18 protein-coding genes are annotated in these 16,071 nt (G+C 64.4%); 1 reads left to right on the top strand and 17 read right to left on the bottom strand.

Features of this window, described 5'->3' with window-relative positions:
• Window positions 1-93: 93 nt before the first annotated feature.
• The 17 genes from CQW31_RS23795 to CQW31_RS23715 all read right to left on the bottom strand — a co-directional run bounded on the left by CQW31_RS23795 (window position 94) and on the right by CQW31_RS23715 (window position 15,764).
• A complete protein-coding gene (locus CQW31_RS23795) occupies window positions 94-831 on the bottom strand; it encodes a hypothetical protein (RefSeq protein WP_009459707.1) in 738 nt (245 codons plus the stop codon).
• A gap of 80 nt (window positions 832-911) precedes the next feature.
• Complete coding sequence (locus CQW31_RS23790) at window positions 912-1,598, bottom strand: hypothetical protein (protein WP_009459708.1); 687 nt, start codon at window positions 1,596-1,598, stop codon at window positions 912-914.
• Window positions 1,599-1,771: 173 nt separating this feature from the next.
• On the bottom strand, window positions 1,772-2,164 hold the full coding sequence (locus CQW31_RS23785) for a hypothetical protein (RefSeq protein ID WP_009459709.1): 393 nt from the start codon (window positions 2,162-2,164) through the stop codon (window positions 1,772-1,774).
• Window positions 2,165-2,185: 21 nt separating this feature from the next.
• Window positions 2,186-2,398, bottom strand: coding sequence for a hypothetical protein (locus tag CQW31_RS23780; RefSeq protein WP_003290186.1), 213 nt, complete (start codon window positions 2,396-2,398; stop codon window positions 2,186-2,188).
• Between the two features lie 331 nt (window positions 2,399-2,729).
• A complete protein-coding gene (locus tag CQW31_RS23775; RefSeq protein ID WP_009459715.1) occupies window positions 2,730-3,287 on the bottom strand; it encodes a hypothetical protein in 558 nt (185 codons plus the stop codon).
• Between the two features lie 242 nt (window positions 3,288-3,529).
• Complete coding sequence (locus tag CQW31_RS23770; protein WP_009459716.1) at window positions 3,530-5,137, bottom strand: DNA cytosine methyltransferase; 1,608 nt, start codon at window positions 5,135-5,137, stop codon at window positions 3,530-3,532.
• Window positions 5,138-5,656: 519 nt separating this feature from the next.
• A complete protein-coding gene (locus CQW31_RS23765; protein ID WP_009459717.1) occupies window positions 5,657-7,669 on the bottom strand; it encodes a DNA topoisomerase III in 2,013 nt (670 codons plus the stop codon).
• A 278-nt stretch (window positions 7,670-7,947) separates the two neighbouring features.
• On the bottom strand, window positions 7,948-8,388 hold the full coding sequence (locus CQW31_RS23760; protein ID WP_019726334.1) for a single-stranded DNA-binding protein: 441 nt from the start codon (window positions 8,386-8,388) through the stop codon (window positions 7,948-7,950).
• 72 nt (window positions 8,389-8,460) lie between these two features.
• The gene (locus CQW31_RS23755) at window positions 8,461-8,988 is read right to left on the bottom strand and encodes a DUF3158 family protein (RefSeq protein WP_009459718.1); all 528 of its coding nucleotides are present in this window, start codon (window positions 8,986-8,988) and stop codon (window positions 8,461-8,463) included.
• Entirely contained in the window at window positions 8,985-9,764 is a 780-nt protein-coding gene (locus CQW31_RS23750; RefSeq protein ID WP_009459719.1) for a PFL_4669 family integrating conjugative element protein, read from the bottom strand. Before CQW31_RS23750 ends, CQW31_RS23755 begins: the two co-directional genes overlap by 4 nt.
• A gap of 318 nt (window positions 9,765-10,082) precedes the next feature.
• Window positions 10,083-11,309, bottom strand: coding sequence for an STY4528 family pathogenicity island replication protein (locus tag CQW31_RS23745; RefSeq protein WP_009459721.1), 1,227 nt, complete (start codon window positions 11,307-11,309; stop codon window positions 10,083-10,085).
• A 3-nt stretch (window positions 11,310-11,312) separates the two neighbouring features.
• The gene (locus CQW31_RS23740; protein WP_009459723.1) at window positions 11,313-11,873 is read right to left on the bottom strand and encodes a DUF2857 domain-containing protein; all 561 of its coding nucleotides are present in this window, start codon (window positions 11,871-11,873) and stop codon (window positions 11,313-11,315) included.
• 15 nt (window positions 11,874-11,888) lie between these two features.
• Window positions 11,889-13,538 (bottom strand): ParB family protein, encoded by a 1,650-nt coding sequence (locus CQW31_RS23735; RefSeq protein WP_009459725.1) that lies wholly within the window; start codon window positions 13,536-13,538, stop codon window positions 11,889-11,891.
• Entirely contained in the window at window positions 13,531-13,779 is a 249-nt protein-coding gene (locus CQW31_RS23730) for a hypothetical protein (protein WP_019726333.1), read from the bottom strand. Before CQW31_RS23730 ends, CQW31_RS23735 begins: the two co-directional genes overlap by 8 nt.
• A complete protein-coding gene (locus CQW31_RS23725) occupies window positions 13,763-14,638 on the bottom strand; it encodes a ParA family protein (protein ID WP_009459727.1) in 876 nt (291 codons plus the stop codon). Before CQW31_RS23725 ends, CQW31_RS23730 begins: the two co-directional genes overlap by 17 nt.
• 42 nt (window positions 14,639-14,680) lie before the next feature.
• Window positions 14,681-14,893, bottom strand: coding sequence for an AlpA family transcriptional regulator (locus CQW31_RS23720; RefSeq protein WP_009459729.1), 213 nt, complete (start codon window positions 14,891-14,893; stop codon window positions 14,681-14,683).
• Window positions 14,894-15,011: 118 nt separating this feature from the next.
• Window positions 15,012-15,764 carry a hypothetical protein gene (locus CQW31_RS23715; RefSeq protein ID WP_019726332.1) on the bottom strand — a complete coding sequence of 251 codons (753 nt, stop codon included), beginning with the start codon at window positions 15,762-15,764 and terminating at the stop codon, window positions 15,012-15,014.
• Between the two features lie 29 nt (window positions 15,765-15,793).
• Here CQW31_RS23715 and CQW31_RS31380 point away from each other — a divergent pair, with 29 nt between their 5' ends.
• Window positions 15,794-15,949, top strand: coding sequence for a hypothetical protein (locus tag CQW31_RS31380; protein ID WP_019726331.1), 156 nt, complete (start codon window positions 15,794-15,796; stop codon window positions 15,947-15,949).
• Window positions 15,950-16,071: the final 122 nt, after the last annotated feature.

The raw sequence follows: 16,071 nt of genomic DNA, 5'->3' as shown, positions 1-16,071 counted from the left end.
TTGCTCCTATGAAAATGGATCAGCCCGGTTCCGGGAGGGAGACGGGCCGGTATGGGGGAGAACAAAGAGGAAGGATGTTGCGTCGAGCGGCTGCTAGGATTCGGCCAACGGCAGGCCCAACAGCACGGGTGCGTCGGCGTCGAGAATCAGGATGCGCACATCGGCCTGGCCAGCCAGTTCAATGACGTTCGCCAGGTCATCCGGCATACCCTTGCTTCGGTGCTCCTGGCGAAGCTGCTCCGCACTGATGCCCTCGGCGTGGTCCAGGTTCTTGTCCGTCCAGGGGGTGGAGATCAGCTTGATGCCGATCGCCGGGCTGTACGGAACCCGGAACGCGATGAACAGGAAGGCCTCCGGCGTGGCGAGGTCTGCCAGGTTGGCGAGGTATTGGCTGGTTTCCTCGCTTATGTGCGCGCTGCTGATTTCCCAGCACCGGCTGTAATAGCCGGTCTCGAAACTCAGGCGCTGTACGACCTCCCGCGCTGCCTCTGCCGAATAGGCGTCGCCGACGTGGATGGGGCGGCCGTCGAAGTCATCGCCATGGATGGCATAGACCACGGCGCCGATTACGCCTTCGCCGCTGACACCTTCTCCGGCATCGCATTCGGCCAGTACCTCGGCACTCACGGGTTCGGGACCATTCCTGACTACGGCGAAATCGCTGGTGACGATGCACGAGGATGAAATCATTTCCTCGTCGGAAAGGTGCTTTTGGCTCGGGTGGATGATTCGCCAGACATGCGGGCTTCCATCCTCGTAGCTGATGCACAGCGTGCGGACGATTTTCAGATTCCAGTATCCGCGGAGAAAGGGATTGGGTTTCAGGGACATGGGAACTCTCCAGATTTGAATAATGGAGCCAATCCCCGCCACCGGGAATTGGACCCGGTGGGTTGAAAGTGGAAAATGCGTCAGTCGGCGCTGATCGTTGACGTCTGAGCCAGCCGTTCGGCGATGCGATGGCGCACATTTAGGCGAAATTGCTCATCGGTGATGCCGGCAAGCAGGTTGGCGGCCTCCAGCGCGATCAACGCTGAGGCCTCTTCGATGTCGGCGGCCAGGATGGTGTTGCGCAGTTGATCGCCGAGTTGAAGCGCCTGCGAGGACGTTCTGAAGACCTGGACCTCGCGGCTCAGGTAGCAGCCGTTGCCGCCGAACTCGAATAGCCTTGGCTTGCTGCAATACCAGCAGCCCTCAAACTGTATGGCGGTCAGGTTATGGCCATCATCGAAGCGGGTAGCGATCAGAAGCAGGGCTTCCAGGTCCGCGCTGTCCTCGAAGTGGTGGTGCTCTATCAGGTTCTCCAGCTCCCCGTCCTGGTCAGCACCGAAGTGCGCGGCCAGCCGTTCAAGCAGAGGCGGAATCGACAACTCTTCGTCGTCGGGCATGGGGATTCCGAGTTGTGTGGCCAGGTTTTCCAGACCGTCCAGCACATCTGTCCAGCGTGGATCATTGGTCTCGGCGATCTGGGCGATGTAGGCCTGCCCATTGCCGGGATGGTTTTCGTCGAGCGCGAAGGCATCGAACAGTGCCTTGATGACGGGAGTAACGCGGTCGAGCACGAGAACGCCCGTGCCTTCGTAGTAGTTGTTTGCCATGCTGGCTCCTTTCGAGAAGAGCGGAGCCAGCCCCTGCGGACGATGGCATCCGCAGGGAATAGCCCAGGGCCGTTGGCGCCGGGCGATGGGGAAGAAAAATTGAGGGACATGGCCTTATGAGCGCATGTCCCTCACGGGAGGATCGAGAAGACAGTGGCGTGCCGGAGACCGACTCACCAACCGCTGTAGTTCACCAGCAGGTCGGCGATGACCTTGCGGCGTTCCAGATCGAGACCGTCGAAGTCCGACAGCCCGTGGAAGTGGCAGCGCTTGAGCATGGCACCGCCCTCGCGCGCGTTGTAGAAGCTGACCATGGCGGACAGGAACATGCGTTCGCCGCTGCTCAGGACGCCGAGGGCATCGTTGAGCCGCAGCATGTCGGGACGCAAATCCCACTTGGTGTTGGCCCGGTTCAGGCCTTCACGGGTGCCGTCGCCGAACCACTCGGGACCAGCAATCTCGACACCGCGCTTCCAGGCCTCGAAGAAGGCTTGGGGCGCGGCAGCGAAATGCTGCTCTTCCCGCATGATCTGATCGACGACTTCCCGCGGCAGTAGCTGGTTCATGATGTGATTTCTCCAGTTGGATCAGGGAATGGCGAGCTGGGACCAGCCGCCTCTTTCGAGGGCGCGTTGAGCCGCGGCATAGCTGCGGAAGTACTCGCGGGATTCCCGCGAAACGGGACCTTCGGTATCGCGCGTGCCGATGTAGTGGCCGGCGGCGCTTTGCAAGACTTCGAGCGGCAGGAACTTGCCGCAGTAGGTCAGGGCCAACTGGCCGAAAGAGGCTTGCTGGGACATGGACGGGCTCCTTGGAAAAGCGGGGCCTTGTCCCTCACGGGATGGCAGCTCCCGCACGCGGTTGATAAAAAGCATCAGCGTCACGGGGACGCTCATCCGCAGAATTGATGCGATGCGGACTGGTGGGTGACGCGGGAGAGACCCGCGGCAGCCTGGAACCCTGGCTGCTGGCATGTGCTGACGAATCAGCGAACATGCGGGCAGCTTCTTGCGAGGGCCGTGCTGCGTCAGTTGGAAAACCGCATCCGGCACAGCCCCGATTGATGGGCTCAGAGAAAAGAAAAGCCCCGCGTCGAGTGCGGGGCTGTCAGGAGGGTGCGGTGGTGCTGGGTCAGTCGGGCTTGTCGCCCAGGACATGCTGCTTCCACAGGTCGAATGCCTGCTCGGGCGGCAGCTCGGCGAGGATGACGATGGGCTGGGCCTGCCGGGCGCGCAGCGAAGCGAAGTACGACTTGCGGTCGGCGATGGCCTTGAGCTTGATGCCCTTGATGAACAGCAGTTTGCGGTCCTTGATGAACAGCACCTTGTTGCCGATGTCGCGGTTGAACGCGGCTCGCACCTTGCGTTCCGCGTGCATGGCATCGGCCAGCTCATCGACCAGGAAGTCGAGCGTCATGGCGATGTAATGAGGGTCTTCACCCTCGTGGCCCAGGTCGAGCGGCGCAGGCGGCAGGCCCTTGGCGAAGGCTTCGGCCTGCGCCAGCAGCGCCGCCTTGCCGTTGAGTGCGTGGAGGAACGTCGAGCCGCCGTGGCCGTCGTTGCGGGCCTCGGCGATGGGAATGCCGTCGAACACGATGGTCGCGGTGAAGCACAGCGTTTCCTCGCTGGCGAAGTCGGCCACCTTGAGGTTCTTCAGCGTGATGCGGTCTTGCTTGGTGATGGTTTCCATGGGAGATCCTGAAATCGACCGGGTGGCGACATGCCCCTAACGGGACGTGGCGACCATCCCGTGGGTTGGAGAAAGGAGGCATCGATGCCCCGGTGGGCAGCGTTCGCCGGTGAGATGCCGAAGCGAACTGGTGGGTGGCGTGGGCGGAACCCACGGCAGCCTTGACACCCTGGCTGCGGGCTGCTGCCGATACATCGGCAATGCAGGGAGAGAATGGCGCGGCCGGCAGGCTGCGTCGTCGATCAATCCGAATCGGTCAAGTCCGTCTTGTGCAGGCACTGCACCAGCCGGTTGCCCAGCCAAGCCATGCACGGGACGGCCATGGAGTTGCCAATCGCCTTGTAGCGCGGAGCGTCTGCGGCAGGCTTGCCGCGATACGGGATCAGCGTGTAGTCGTCGGGCATGCCCTGCAGCCGCTCGCACTCCATGGGCATCAGCCGCCGCACCCGCCATTGCGACCAGTCCGCTGCACCGGATTCATTCCAGTCGTAGCGGAAATGTGCCTCGAAGTCGGGGGCCAGGACATGGGGCTTGTCTGCGCCGCCGCCGCTGGTACGCAACGCCGCTGCAACGCTTCCGCCCAGTTCGGCGGCAAGACCCTGCGTCCGTCCCCGCAGGGCAACGCAGGCCACCATCGGCACACCGTAGCCCGGCTTGCCGTTGGACAGGACGGTGCAAGACACCTGTCCATGCCCCGACTCGAAGCGCACTTCGCCGCGGTTGTTCTGCGCGAAGGCGATGGCGGGTACGACGCCTGCGTTCGCATGGCTGTTGCGATGCCCGCCGGCACGCAGCGTCGGCGTCAGGTCGATCGTGGCGTCCGCGCCGCTGCCCTGGGCGGTGAAGGCGATGATCGGCACGCCCTTTCCCGTACCGTCCTCGCTGCTGCCCTTGCCGTTGTTGGCGGTGTCGAGGGTGTGGGCGATGCTGCCGGCGATGGACTGCACCATGAACGTCTCGGTGCGGATGTCGTGCTTGGGACCCGCGGCCATCAGGCATGCCGCAACATCGACGGGGCCGATGCCGCCGCTGAATCCGAACGTCGTCGTGACCTTGCCGTAGGGCTGGTTCAGTCCAGCGAATCCTGCGTATCCGCCTGCTGCAGCAGCACCCGATCCAGCAGCGCGGGCAGCTTCTTGCCACGGCGCGCGGCCCGCAGAAGAATCCCCGCGCAGGCCTGTGCGCTCAAAAAGTACTTCGGAGGGATCGAGGTCATCACCACCACATGCCACAAGAAACACGCGCTTGCGGCGTTGGGCGACACCGAAATATTGAGCGTCGAGCACGCGCCAGGCGATGCGGCGGCGGGGTCCAGACACACAACCAGCGTGCGCCCATTTTTCCCCTGGCGGCTGGAGCGCACGGCTTTCTCCGGCCAGTGCTCCCAGGAAATGCCCGAAGGCATTGCTGCGGTCGTTGAGGACGCCGGGGACGTTTTCCCAGACGAGCGTTGCCGGCGGGCGGCGGTCTTGGTGGCGGGTTTGGTCGATGGCATTTGCAAGCTCCACATAGGCAAGGGTCAAGGCGCCGCGCGGGTCGTTCAGCCCCTGGCGCGCGCCGGCAACGCTGAACGACTGGCACGGCGTGCCGCCGACCAGGATGTCGGGCGCCGGCACGATGCCGGCGCGCACCTGACGGGCGATCGCGGTCATGTCGCCCAGGTTGGGCACATGGGGGTAACGGTGGGCGAGCACGGCGCTCGGGAACGGCTCGATCTCGGCGAACCACGCGGCTTTGAGGCCGAGGGGTTGCCATGCGAGGCTCACGGCCTCGATGCCGCTGCACACGCTGCCGTACAGCAGTGGCGCGGCCTGGGGCGCACCGCGAAGGGTGCAAGGTTGCGGGTTCATGTCGGGTCTCCTGTTCGTGTGGCCCGGGGCGGGCCGGGACGTTGATAGGCAGGAGAAAGGCGCCGAAGGCCCTGCGGCCTTCGGCTCGGGAGGACAGAACCACCCGTGGGCTGGTGCAGGCCCGGTCGTCGCTAGAACCGTCTGCTCATCAGCAATCACACCCGGCGCATGTCGTGGTTCGCGCCGGCATCGTCTGGCGCACATCCGCGCACAAAGGGAGCCCGTTTTTGCGCCGGCGGGCACCGGCACCGAATACCGCTGACCACGAAGGGTCTCCGGGTGGCTCGCGCAGCTTGGCAAGCCACCGGGGGACCCTTCGCAGAGGCGGGAGAAATGCAGATCAGCAGAACGCGCAGGAGGCGGTTCGCGGAGAAGCTACCTTCAGGTCCCGCGGCCGGGGACGGCCAGGCGGGACGCGCACACGGACAAGAAGGCGTTGCGCGCTGGGCGTCCCGCAGGGCGTGCGGAACACAGGCCGCGCCGCCGATGGCGGGCACGGCTCACGGGGAACGGGGTCGGTCAGGAGCCTTTGCGGCCGCTGCGGCGCGGGCGCGAGGCACCACGCCTGGACGTGCCGGATTCGACCGGCAGCGTGCCTTTGCAGTCGGGGTAGCGACTGCACGACCAGAATGGGCCGCTCTTGCCGGTGCGCTGGCGCGTCGGTGCGCCGCACTGTGGGCAAGGCGGTCCGTGGGGAACCTTGATGGACAGGGACGTGCTGCCGTACTGCGCGATCAACTGTGAGATCCATGCAGCCTGCTTGCCGATGAATACGTCCAGCGTGAGCTGTCCAGCTTCGATCATGTCCAGCGCCTGTTCCCAGACGGCGGTTGTCCCTGGGTCGGCAATCGCTGTGGGCACCGCGTCGATCAGGGTGAAGGCCGCATCCGAGGCACGGATGGCGCGGCCCTTCTTCACGAGGTAGCCCCGCGTCAGCAGGCCACTGATGATGTTGGCCCGCGTCGCTTCGGTGCCGATGCCGACCGTATCCTTGAGCTTCTGTTTCAGGCGCGGGTCCGAGACCAGTTTGGCGACGCCCTTCATGGACTTGACCAACTCGCCCTGCGTATAGGGTCGAGGGGGCAGCGTCTTGAGCGCCTTCAGATCGACGTCGGCCACCTGACATGCCAGGCCCTCGCGCAGCGCGGGCAGTACCTGGCTGCGCGCCGCAGGGTCGCCATCCTCCTCGGATTGCGGTTCGGCCAGCACCAGGTGCCAACCCTTGACGACGACCTGCTTGCCGGTGGCCGCCAGCGTCTGCTGGCCGCAGGAGAGGTTCGCCACAGTGCGGTCGAACTCGTGGTGAGGAAGGAATTGCGCCAGGTAATGCGCCCGGATCAGCCGATACACTGCCAGTTCTTTCTCACTCATGGTCGAGAGGTTCGCCGGTTCGAGCGTCGGGATGATGCCGTGGTGAGCAGACACCTTCGCGTCGTTCCAGGCGCGTGAGCGTTGAGTGCGGTCGAGCTGGTCCATGATCGGTCGCAGCAAGGGATCGGTCTTGACCAGGCTGTCGAGGACCGTTGGCACCTCGGCGAACATGCTTTCGGGCAGGTAGCCCGAATCGGAGCGCGGGTACGTCGTGGCCTTGTGCGTCTCGTATAGGGCCTGAGCAATGTCTAAGGTCTCCTGCACATCGAGCCCAAGCTGCCTGGAACACACCTCCTGCAAGGTCCCCAGGTCGAACGGCAGCGGCGGGCCTTCCCGCACGCGCTCGGTTTCGACCGCCACCACCTGGGCGCTGTCCGCGGCGCGGATCTGCTGCGCGGCGTGCTGCGCGATGGGCTGCTGCAGGCAGCGGCCGGCGTCGTCGGTGCATGTGTTCGGGGGAACCCACTGCGCGGTGAAAGCCTGGCCACCAGCGGACAGGGACACGTCGATGGCCCAGTACGGCACGGACACGAAGGCGGCGATCTCGCGGTCGCGGTCCACGACCAGTTTGAGCGTGGGGGTCTGGACGCGGCCGACCGACAGCACGCCGTCGTAGCCAGCCTGTCGTCCCAGCACCGTGAACAAGCGGCTGAGGTTCATGCCGACGAGCCAGTCCGCCCGAGAGCGTGCCAGCGCCGAGTAGTACATCGGCAACGTCTCGGCCGATGGCCGGAGCTTGCCGAGTGCCGCGCGGATGGAAGCATCGTTGAGCGCCGACAACCACAGCCGTTCGATGGGGCCGCGGTAGCCGCACAGGTCGATGATCTCGCGGGCGATCAACTCGCCCTCGCGGTCGGCATCTGTGGCGATGACAAGCTGGGTCGCCTTAGCCAGAAGCGCCTTGACGACCTTGAACTGCGTGGCGGTCTTCGGTTTGACCTCGACCCGCCAGTGCTGAGGAATGATGGGCAACTGCTCGATGGACCAGCGCTTCAACTGCTCGTCGTAGGCTTCGGGCGCTGCGGCTTCTACGAGATGGCCGATGCACCAGGTGACGGTGACGCCGGAACCGTTGAGGCAGCCTTCAGCGCGCTGCGTGGCACCGAGAATCCGGCCAATGTCTTTGCCCTGGGAGGGCTTCTCGCACAAGAACAGCCGCATGTCCGTCCATCCCGATTCCCGTTGTTCATGGAGTTGCTGGAATCGAGGATGCCGAGCGCCACCTGGGGCAGCAGCAAACAAGCCGCATGCGGCGGTGACCGCTTTCACGGGATGGAATGGCTTGTGCGGGGGTGGCGCGTGGCCGCAGGTGTGCGGACCGGGAGCCGCGATATGAGGGAGCGCGTGAAAGTCGGTGGACGTTGGTGGAGCTATCCCCTGGGGATAGCTCGCGAGCGCATGGAGGGCGGCGAAGACGTGCGACCGCCCTCCATGCCGGTTCACTTCCTGCGCTTGGATTCTTTCGGCGCAGCCGGTTCCTGCGCGGCCTGGGGCTTGGGCTCTGCCTCTTGCGGCTTCGGGCTGAGGGTCACGGATTCGATGCGGTACGGCAGGATGCCGACGCTGCGCGCGTTGATCTGCCAGGTCTCGCGCGGCTGATCCTCGTTATCCGTCCAGGGTTCGCGCTCCATGCGGCCGACGACCAGCACGCGCATGCCTTTCTGGTACAGGTCCTTCCAGTGCTCGGCGTCGCGGTGCCAGATTTCCACCGGCGCCCAGAAGCCGCCCCGGTCCTCGAACGTGCCATCCTTCTTCGGCACAGGGTTGTCGAAATAGACGTTCAGGCGTAGCAGGCGACTGGGTTCGTCGTTGCCGTTGGGGAATTCGCGGTACTCCGGTGGCGAACCGATGTTGCCTTCGCCGGAAAAATGCGTGCTCATGATGTGATCTCCGTGGTGGTTGAAATACCCGTGCCTCGTCGGCGCCGGGAGCGTGCTGGGTGCCCGGCGCAATCACCGATCGCGCATTGCGGCGGGAATGGGCGTGAGCCGGCGCAGGTAGGCGTCGTCCGCCTCGGCCGCCTTGCTGGCGCATTCCTGCGCCTGCCTGCCCAAGGTGTGCAGCAGGCTGATCTGCATGTTCAACGTGATGCGCTGCAGCTCGATCGCGTGCAGGTCGGCCAGCAGGTTGACGGGTGTGCTGCTGCTGGCGACCAGCTCCCGCCACAGCGCCACGCCCATGGCCGACCTGTCGTGTCTGCGCCAGCGCAAGAAGACGGTTCCTGCGCCAGTGGTCTGTTGGGCCAGTTCGATGGGCAGCAGGTGGAAGGGGTGCCCGCATGCCTGCTCCAGTACCTGTCGCTGTGCCAGGGCAATCAACTCGTCGCGCATGGCGAAGCACTGGCTGGCCCAGGCCTCGAAGTCCCCTTTACCCTTAAAAGGCTTTAAAAGGCCTTTTAGATAGGCCGCGTGTTCCAGCCGCATGAAGGCACCCTGTTGCAGGCCTCGGAAGTAGCGGGTCGGTGGGTTCGGATCGCTCATGCCGGCTCGTCCTCGCCGGCTGCGGCTTCGGGCGACTCTGCGGTGGTGGTTTCATCGCCGAGCAGTGATGCTTCGGCAGGACCGTCGCCGCGCTGCTTCAGGCCACGGCGCACGATGGGCGGCGCAAACTTCGACCGGCGCGTGCCTTCCAGCACGTCCTGCGGCAGTTCGCCATACTTCTCCAGCGCTGCCCGCGCTGCGGCATTCTTCGACGCGAAGTCATCGCGTGTGCAGCCCGAATAGCGATACTGCTGGGCCAGCGAGAACAGGCTGCGCAATGAATGTGCGCCCTCGTTGAGCCAGCGTTCCAAGGTGCTGCGGTCAATGAGCGCGGTGTGATGGGCGAGGATCAGCTTGCGGGCGATGTCGTCGTAGTCGGCCAGGAGATAGACCGCGGCAAAGCCGAGCTGCGCGTTGACGAAGAGCGGGAGCTTGACCGGCTGCACGTTGAGGTTTTCGCCCAGGCTGAGCGCCGGCGGCACACTCGCCAGCGCCTGGTCCACCTGCTCGCGCAGCGATTGCAGCGTGACCTTGGTGTGGTCGAGCTTGTCCTCGATGCGCAGCATCCACCAGTCCGAGTACGGATCGTCTTGTTCTGAGCCCCGCCGCATCTTGTTCATCTGAGCGATATAGCCATTCAGGCCGACGATGCCCGGTCGCCCCTCGGCGGCGGCGCGGCCATGCCAGATGCGGGAAGCGTGATGGGTGTGCAGGGTCAGCGACATCGCACTGCGCAGGGAGCCGAGATTCAGTTGCAGAGGTTCATTGGTTGCCATGGTGTCTGCTCGTTGTTGGAAAAGGAGCGGCCAGCTTCGACAGGAAGCGGAAGGCAGTCAGTCAAGAATCCGAATCCCGGCGGGCCCCGGTTTAGGGCGTGGCGGTTGCATGCGGCGCGAGCTATCCCCAGGGGATAGCTCCATGGAGCGCTAACGAACGCTGCACGCCGAGATCAGGGGGGACAACGCCGATGCTGCGGCAGATGGTCGATCCCAGGCCTGCGACAGCTTGGCGTTGTGCCCAGCAGCGGAACTATCCCCAGGGGATAGCTCTACTGGCGGCCATGGGCATCTAGTTTCACCGCCTGGCATGCCGACTCATTTGCTGGCGAGCAGATTGCGTAGCCGCTCGATGTGCTGCTTGGCGACTTCTGGCGGCACTGGCTTACCCTGCGGCTGAGGTGGCGGTGCTGGTGGTGGTCGCTCGTTTGGTGGGACGGATGCCGATGGCGCGTCTTTCTTGGCCCAGGCATTGAACTCGCCATGGATGGCGCGCTGGATGATGCCGAACAGATACCCCGCAGGATTGCGTATGCCATGACTGCTGCATCGTGTGGCCCATTCGTCCAGCACGGCCTGTCTCAGCGCGGCATCAACCTGCTGCAATGCCACCCTGGCACCTGTCTGCTGCTCTGCCTTCAGTTCCGTGAAGCGCTTGGGCCATTGCAGATCGCCCAGCGCGCGCGCCTGCGCGGTAGTACGTACTTCATTAATACGACTACTACGTACTGTACGGGCCTGCTTCGGATTCCGAAGAGAGGCGTTTGGCACGGGTTTCGCCCCTGCTTCGGATTCCGAAGATGGGTCATCCGCATTCCGAAGAAGGCTCGATACTCCTTCTTCGGAATCGTGGGCGGCGTCCTCCTGTGGATAACTTGCGGCGGCCGTGATGCCTTGGCTGGCGAGGCGTTCTGCCAGAACCTGCAGCCGCGACGGCAATGTGCGCCCGGAGAGCAGCGGATCTTCCGCGATCTCCTTAAGGGTGTTCAGGCCGACCATCTGGACGGCCTTGGCCGAATGGCCGAGGGACTGGCTGACCAGTGCCAGGTAGTCGGCGTCGAGCTGCATGGCCTCGAAGGGCGTCAGCGGTTCATCGTGCAGAACGTAGAGGTTGCCGAGGATGCGGCCGGTCTTGGGGTCACGCCGTCGCCGCACCAGGCTCAACCATCGGGTGAGGCGCAACAGCGTCAACGCTCGGGCCACGGTTTCATGCGAGGCCTGCCCGGCGCAGGGCATCGATGCCAGCCAGGGTCGAAGCTGCTCATACGTCGGGAAGGCTGTCACGCCATCGTCGTTGAGCATCAGCCGGAACACCTGCCAGGCGTTGCGCTCCAGCGGCGTAAGGCGACGGTCGAGGAACAGTCGCCGCGGCACGGTCTCATGCCGGTTGCCGCTGAAGAGGAAGGCATCGCCGGACGTGGCGGGCGTCGGCGCAGGCATAGGTGCTGGCGCACTGGGCTTGGGCACGAGGTCTTTCAAGGCGGCGTCGAACAGGTCCGCGAGTGCGACGGGGCCACGGCGTGGTGCGGTGTCGTCCACGGCCATGGCTCAACCCAATCCTTGATCGACCCAGCTCTTGATCGAGGCCCAGACCACCGACAGAGGCAGCGACATGCCTTCGGCCAAGTCCATGGCGGCGTCGAGAATGGAGGTTTCGTCTTCGAGATCGACATTCCTGCTGCCGGTCACGGCCTTCCATTGCCGCCACAGATCCGTGTCCTGTTTCTCGTCCAGCACGGGGTGGCGGCCCTTGCGCTTGGGCAGGCCGAGGATTTCGCGGCGAAGCGCCACCTCTTGGTGGGTCAGGCCATAGAACCGACTGACCATCTCGGTGCTCGCACCCAGCCTGAGCATGCGATCGACCGTGGCGATTTCCTTCTCCACGTCCTGCGCCTGCTTGAGTAGTCGCCGGAGCACTTCGCGGTTGACCGTCACCGAGCACCAGGAGACGTTGGCGTTGGCGAGCACGCTGATCAGCGCGGGATGCTTGAGGGCGTCCAGTTCTTCCTCACCAAACCCCATCAGTTTGCACCGGCGCAGTTGCCCATTGCGCAGGTCATAGAGGGCCTGCGCGATGACGGCCTGGTTGAGTGGGTGTGGTGCGGACATGCTGGCCTCCCTCGCTCACGTTCCAAGGTCCGCAGCGCCGGCTTCAAGATCGAGCAGGCGCCGGGCCAGCCGCAGCAGCCGGAACAGCTTGACCAGCGCGGTGTCGCTCAATCGCTGGGCCGCATCACCCTGGCCGTGCAGCAATGCCGGCAGGTCGATGACGATTTGCCCGTCGTGCAGACCGACGTCGGCGGGCCGCTGACCGGCCAGGCACGCCAACAATGCGAGGACGGAACGGCCCAGCGGCGCCGGACTTTGGGTGCGGGCCCGGCAGGCGAAACCGATACCCTCTGCACGGTCATCAATGCACTCGTCCAGGTCTGCCTCGCTCGCGATTTCGCGGGCGAACTGTGCGATGTGGATGCGCAAGCGCTCGGCAGTATCCAAGCCGGGATCGATGTACCAGACATCGGAGATCGGATAGAGCCCGCCAGCCTGCACGGGGATGGACTGCAAGACGCTCGCCGAGAAGTCGGGAGGCAGCGCATCGCCCAACTGATCGGCGACCATGCGCTGGATGGACTGGAGCCGTTCGGTCGTCGGTGCCGGCGAAACGATGTGCTCCCGAAGCAGATCGCTCCCCGCCGCAGGGCTGGCCGGACCCGCCTGACTGGTATCCGTGTCGCTCTCGCGCGCAGGTCGGCCTGCAGGCGGCGCTGCCGATGCAGCCCCTGCGGTGGGTGGCGCGGTGTTGGCAGTTGGGCGCGCGATGGTTTCCGACTCCGGCTCCGGCAACGCAGGCGGCGTCGAGGGCGGCGTTGGGTCGCTGATCAAGGCGCGCTGCCGGCTTTCGGATTCGGTCATGTCCAGGGCGAGCACGTCGTAATTGACACCCAGCAACTCGGCCATCTGGCCGATCAGCTCGTCCTGTACGCGCTGCGCGGAGAACTCGTCGGCCTGGACGTCGAATTGCGACAGCGCTTCCTGGAAAAATTCGTCGAAGTCCTGAACCAGGGAGCGGCCCTTGGCGTAGCGCTCCCACGCGAGCATGCAGGCTTTGCGCATGACCGACAGGCGTTCGACCTGATGGCGACCGAGGCCGCCATAGAGCACGGTGGGGATCGCGGGCAGGAGATACTGCACCGCGTCGTTCATGCGGCTGATGTGCGACTGTTGTACCGGGAAGCCATCGGCAGCGAGGCGGCGGGCCAGCTCGGACTGGCTCAAGGTAGTGCCGCTTTCTTGCTCGTAGAACTCGCGTGCCTTCTCGACGCCGAGGGCGCGCTCGATGAACGTGAGGCCCCCGCGTAATTCATTCTCGGCCAGGTGGCCGGTCAGCATGACGACTTCGCCGCGGCTGGGCCACGGCCGGAACAGGCACGATATACGGAAAAACCGCTCGTCCTTGGTCTCTGACCATAGTTCGCGCAGGATCGCCAGCCGCGTATTTCCGCCGTTGCGGATGATGTAGTGGTCCTCACCTGGTCGGCGAGTGATGGCCGGCGCCGCGTCCAGACCGCGCTCGCGGATGGACGCCTTGATTTCCTCGTAGGCCGGGTTGCGTTTTTTCCTGGGATCGTGGTCGTAGGGGCGCAACTGATCTAGGGTCACGACCATGGGTGTGTCGGCGATCGGGTCGCTCAAGGTCGAGGCTGACGGGCCGCTGCGCTCGAACCCGGCCGCGAGCAGCTTGCCAGCCATCTGCTGGGAGGTGATCTCAGCCATGGCCGCCTCCCTGCGCTTGGTATCGGGCCTCGCGCTCGGCGCGGCGGATTTGCGCACGGGCATTCAGGGTCGCCCGGTGGTCACTGGCCGTCGAGCTGGTGTAGATCGCGGCGCAGCCAGGCTTGGTGAACTTGAGGTGGCCGCCAGGCGTGCGTTTGACGTGCCAACCTTCGCCAACCGCGAACTCGATCAGGGCGCGAAGCCGCTTGTGGCCTCGGGCAAGCTCATGTGCGTTCGCCATGGAACCTCCCGGCATCAAGAGGGTGTGGCGGACGGCCGGACACCATGGCAAATCGGTGCCGCCATTGCGGAAATAGTTCGTCTGCGAGGCCGCGCATGGTGTCGAGCGCGGCGGGGGCGACTCTGCCCGGCGGCTGGCGGTATTCGACCCGATGCACTGGCAATCCGCGCGTAGCTGCACGCGGATACGCCTCGATGGCCGGCACGTCGGTGGCCAGCACGCGGATGCCGGCATGGTCCTGGAAAAGATCGCGCAGGGCCTGCTGGATCAGCCGTGCATTGGCTGACACAGGGTGGACGCGATTGATGAGCAGATGCAGAGGTGGAGGCTCGATGCCCAGGTGCCGGTAGGGCGCAATGTCTTCGAGCAACTGCATGGTGCCGCGCCGCAGCTCGCGCGCCGCGAGGATTTCCGGGGTCACGGGCGACAGCGCGAGGTTGGAGGCGAGTACCGCCATCTCCAGCAGCACCGATCGCGCGCCTTGGGTGTCGATCAGTACCAGGTCATAGAGAGGCGCCAGGACCGGCAAGAGATGGCGCAACCGCAGGCGGCCATCCGGCGCGTGCAGCAGCAAGGTGTTCAGCTCGCCTCGGTGGTCGTTGGAGAGCACCAAGTCCAGGCCCGCGACGATCGTGCGGGACACAAGCAGCCCGAGGTCGCGCTCGTTGAAGGCCAGCAACTCGTAGATGCCACCAGGTGCGCGGTGACCTAGCTCGTAGTACGAGGACAAGGTGGGCTGCACGTCGAGGTCGAGCAGTAGCACACGCAGCCCCGCGTCGGCGGCAAGCCCGCCGAGGTTCGCGGCCGTGGTGGTCTTGCCGACGCCACCTTTTGTTGAAATGATGGATACGACCTGCATGGCGTTCTCCGTGTGAGGATGGGAAGTCCGCTGGAGAACGGGTCAGGCCCGGTTGTTGACGCGCTCGGCGATCCACTGATCGATCTCGATGGAGTCCCAGCCGACCGCGCGCACGCCCAGGCGCAGCGCCTTCGGGAACAAGCCTTTGCGCATCAGGTTGTAGATGTGGGCGCGTTTGAAACCGGACTTGGTTTCGACTTCATCAAGCCGCAGGATGCGGCGCTCGCTTGCGGGCAGTGCAGGTGTTTGCGACATGGCGGTCACTCCTGAACGCTCAGTGGCGTTTGTTGGCGTGACCTCCATTCAATAGACATGGATGGGAAAAGACATTGCAAATGCAATCTCCGCGATTGCACATACAAGATGGAAAACCTCAGACTGTCGCGCTACGCAGCCGGCGTCTGGCCGTGGCGAACTTGCCGTTTAGCGTCCGCTCCGCGATCCCCATGGCGCCGCTGTGATGGGCGACCAATGCACTGACCACCGCCTCCTGCGTCTTGAAGCTGGAGTACGGCACGCCCGAAGGCGACTGGCCGAGCATCAGGTCCAGCATGCTGCCGATAATGTTCAGGTAGGTGGCTTCGGCGCGATCACTGATCAGGCACTGTGCGCCAGCAGAGGGCGCCATCTGCTTGAGAAGCGCCCCGTGCTTTTCCTGCAACTCATGCAGTTGGCGTTTGTACTGGTCCAAGGTGGATTTCAGGGCCAGGCGCTCGACTAGCATCGCCTGCCCAGTTTCCAGCGAGATGAAGGGATGGGTGATGCGCTCGCTTCGGGAGAAGAGGAAGCCCGGTCGTTGCTCGGGATAGTGTTGGCGCATCCAGCGCTTCAGATCGACGTGGCGCACCGTCAGATCAGGGGAGTCGATCAGCGTGGAATCGCGCGTCGTGATGCCGTTCTGCCCGAAGGGCAGTTCTCCATTGAGGATGCCGTCGAAGATACGTTCGGTGCAAAGTCTCAGCTCGGCGCAACGTGGGCAGTCCAACGACTGCGGCAGGCGCCTTGGCGACGAAATCGAAGCCAGGATCACCTGCTCGTATCGCAGCAGCCCGGCCCAGCGGATGGACGCTTCGATCGGGCGATAGAACACCTTTGATGTTGGTGCATCATTCTTGTTCTCGTGCATGCTCCGTCTCCTTCCAGGAGAAGAACTACATGACCGACTCCTTTGTCACCGACCTCATGGTCGGCCTGTCGTCTGTGCAGGAAGTGGGCACCGAAGGCCGCTTCGTCATGTGGTTTGAATACTGCTCACCAGTTCGCGCAACTGGTAGTCGTCGTGTGCTCGATGTGCAAAAATTCATCGATTAGAAGGTCGAGCATCGGGACGTAGGCTCGACAGTGACGCTCACGCTATCAGGGTCGTGAGAAGTTACGGTTTCTGCAAAACCGTCTAGGTATGACCTGATATGCCAGCGGTCTCAGGAGGCGTT

It is taken from the genome of Pseudomonas sp. 382, assembly GCF_002759075.1.
Classification (GTDB): Bacteria; Pseudomonadota; Gammaproteobacteria; order Pseudomonadales; family Pseudomonadaceae; genus Aquipseudomonas; species Aquipseudomonas vlassakiae.
Note: the sequence above shows the minus strand (reverse complement) of the source record. Positions and strands in the feature narration are given on the sequence as shown.

Bases quoted from the DNA above. Each gene is read 5' to 3' on its own strand.
- CQW31_RS23795 (WP_009459707.1), bottom strand. From the start codon at position 831: ATGTCCCTGAAACCCAATCCCTTTCTCCGCGGATACTGGAATCTGAAA.
- CQW31_RS23790 (WP_009459708.1), bottom strand. From the start codon at position 1,598: ATGGCAAACAACTACTACGAAGGCACGGGCGTTCTCGTGCTCGACCGC.
- CQW31_RS23785 (WP_009459709.1), bottom strand. From the start codon at position 2,164: ATGAACCAGCTACTGCCGCGGGAAGTCGTCGATCAGATCATGCGGGAA.
- CQW31_RS23780 (WP_003290186.1), bottom strand. From the start codon at position 2,398: ATGTCCCAGCAAGCCTCTTTCGGCCAGTTGGCCCTGACCTACTGCGGC.
- CQW31_RS23775 (WP_009459715.1), bottom strand. From the start codon at position 3,287: ATGGAAACCATCACCAAGCAAGACCGCATCACGCTGAAGAACCTCAAG.
- CQW31_RS23770 (WP_009459716.1), bottom strand. From the start codon at position 5,137: ATGAACCCGCAACCTTGCACCCTTCGCGGTGCGCCCCAGGCCGCGCCA.
- CQW31_RS23765 (WP_009459717.1), bottom strand. From the start codon at position 7,669: ATGCGGCTGTTCTTGTGCGAGAAGCCCTCCCAGGGCAAAGACATTGGC.
- CQW31_RS23760 (WP_019726334.1), bottom strand. From the start codon at position 8,388: ATGAGCACGCATTTTTCCGGCGAAGGCAACATCGGTTCGCCACCGGAG.
- CQW31_RS23755 (WP_009459718.1), bottom strand. From the start codon at position 8,988: ATGAGCGATCCGAACCCACCGACCCGCTACTTCCGAGGCCTGCAACAG.
- CQW31_RS23750 (WP_009459719.1), bottom strand. From the start codon at position 9,764: ATGGCAACCAATGAACCTCTGCAACTGAATCTCGGCTCCCTGCGCAGT.
- CQW31_RS23745 (WP_009459721.1), bottom strand. From the start codon at position 11,309: ATGGCCGTGGACGACACCGCACCACGCCGTGGCCCCGTCGCACTCGCG.
- CQW31_RS23740 (WP_009459723.1), bottom strand. From the start codon at position 11,873: ATGTCCGCACCACACCCACTCAACCAGGCCGTCATCGCGCAGGCCCTC.
- CQW31_RS23735 (WP_009459725.1), bottom strand. From the start codon at position 13,538: ATGGCTGAGATCACCTCCCAGCAGATGGCTGGCAAGCTGCTCGCGGCC.
- CQW31_RS23730 (WP_019726333.1), bottom strand. From the start codon at position 13,779: ATGGCGAACGCACATGAGCTTGCCCGAGGCCACAAGCGGCTTCGCGCC.
- CQW31_RS23725 (WP_009459727.1), bottom strand. From the start codon at position 14,638: ATGCAGGTCGTATCCATCATTTCAACAAAAGGTGGCGTCGGCAAGACC.
- CQW31_RS23720 (WP_009459729.1), bottom strand. From the start codon at position 14,893: ATGTCGCAAACACCTGCACTGCCCGCAAGCGAGCGCCGCATCCTGCGG.
- CQW31_RS23715 (WP_019726332.1), bottom strand. From the start codon at position 15,764: ATGCACGAGAACAAGAATGATGCACCAACATCAAAGGTGTTCTATCGC.
- CQW31_RS31380 (WP_019726331.1), top strand. From the start codon at position 15,794: ATGACCGACTCCTTTGTCACCGACCTCATGGTCGGCCTGTCGTCTGTG.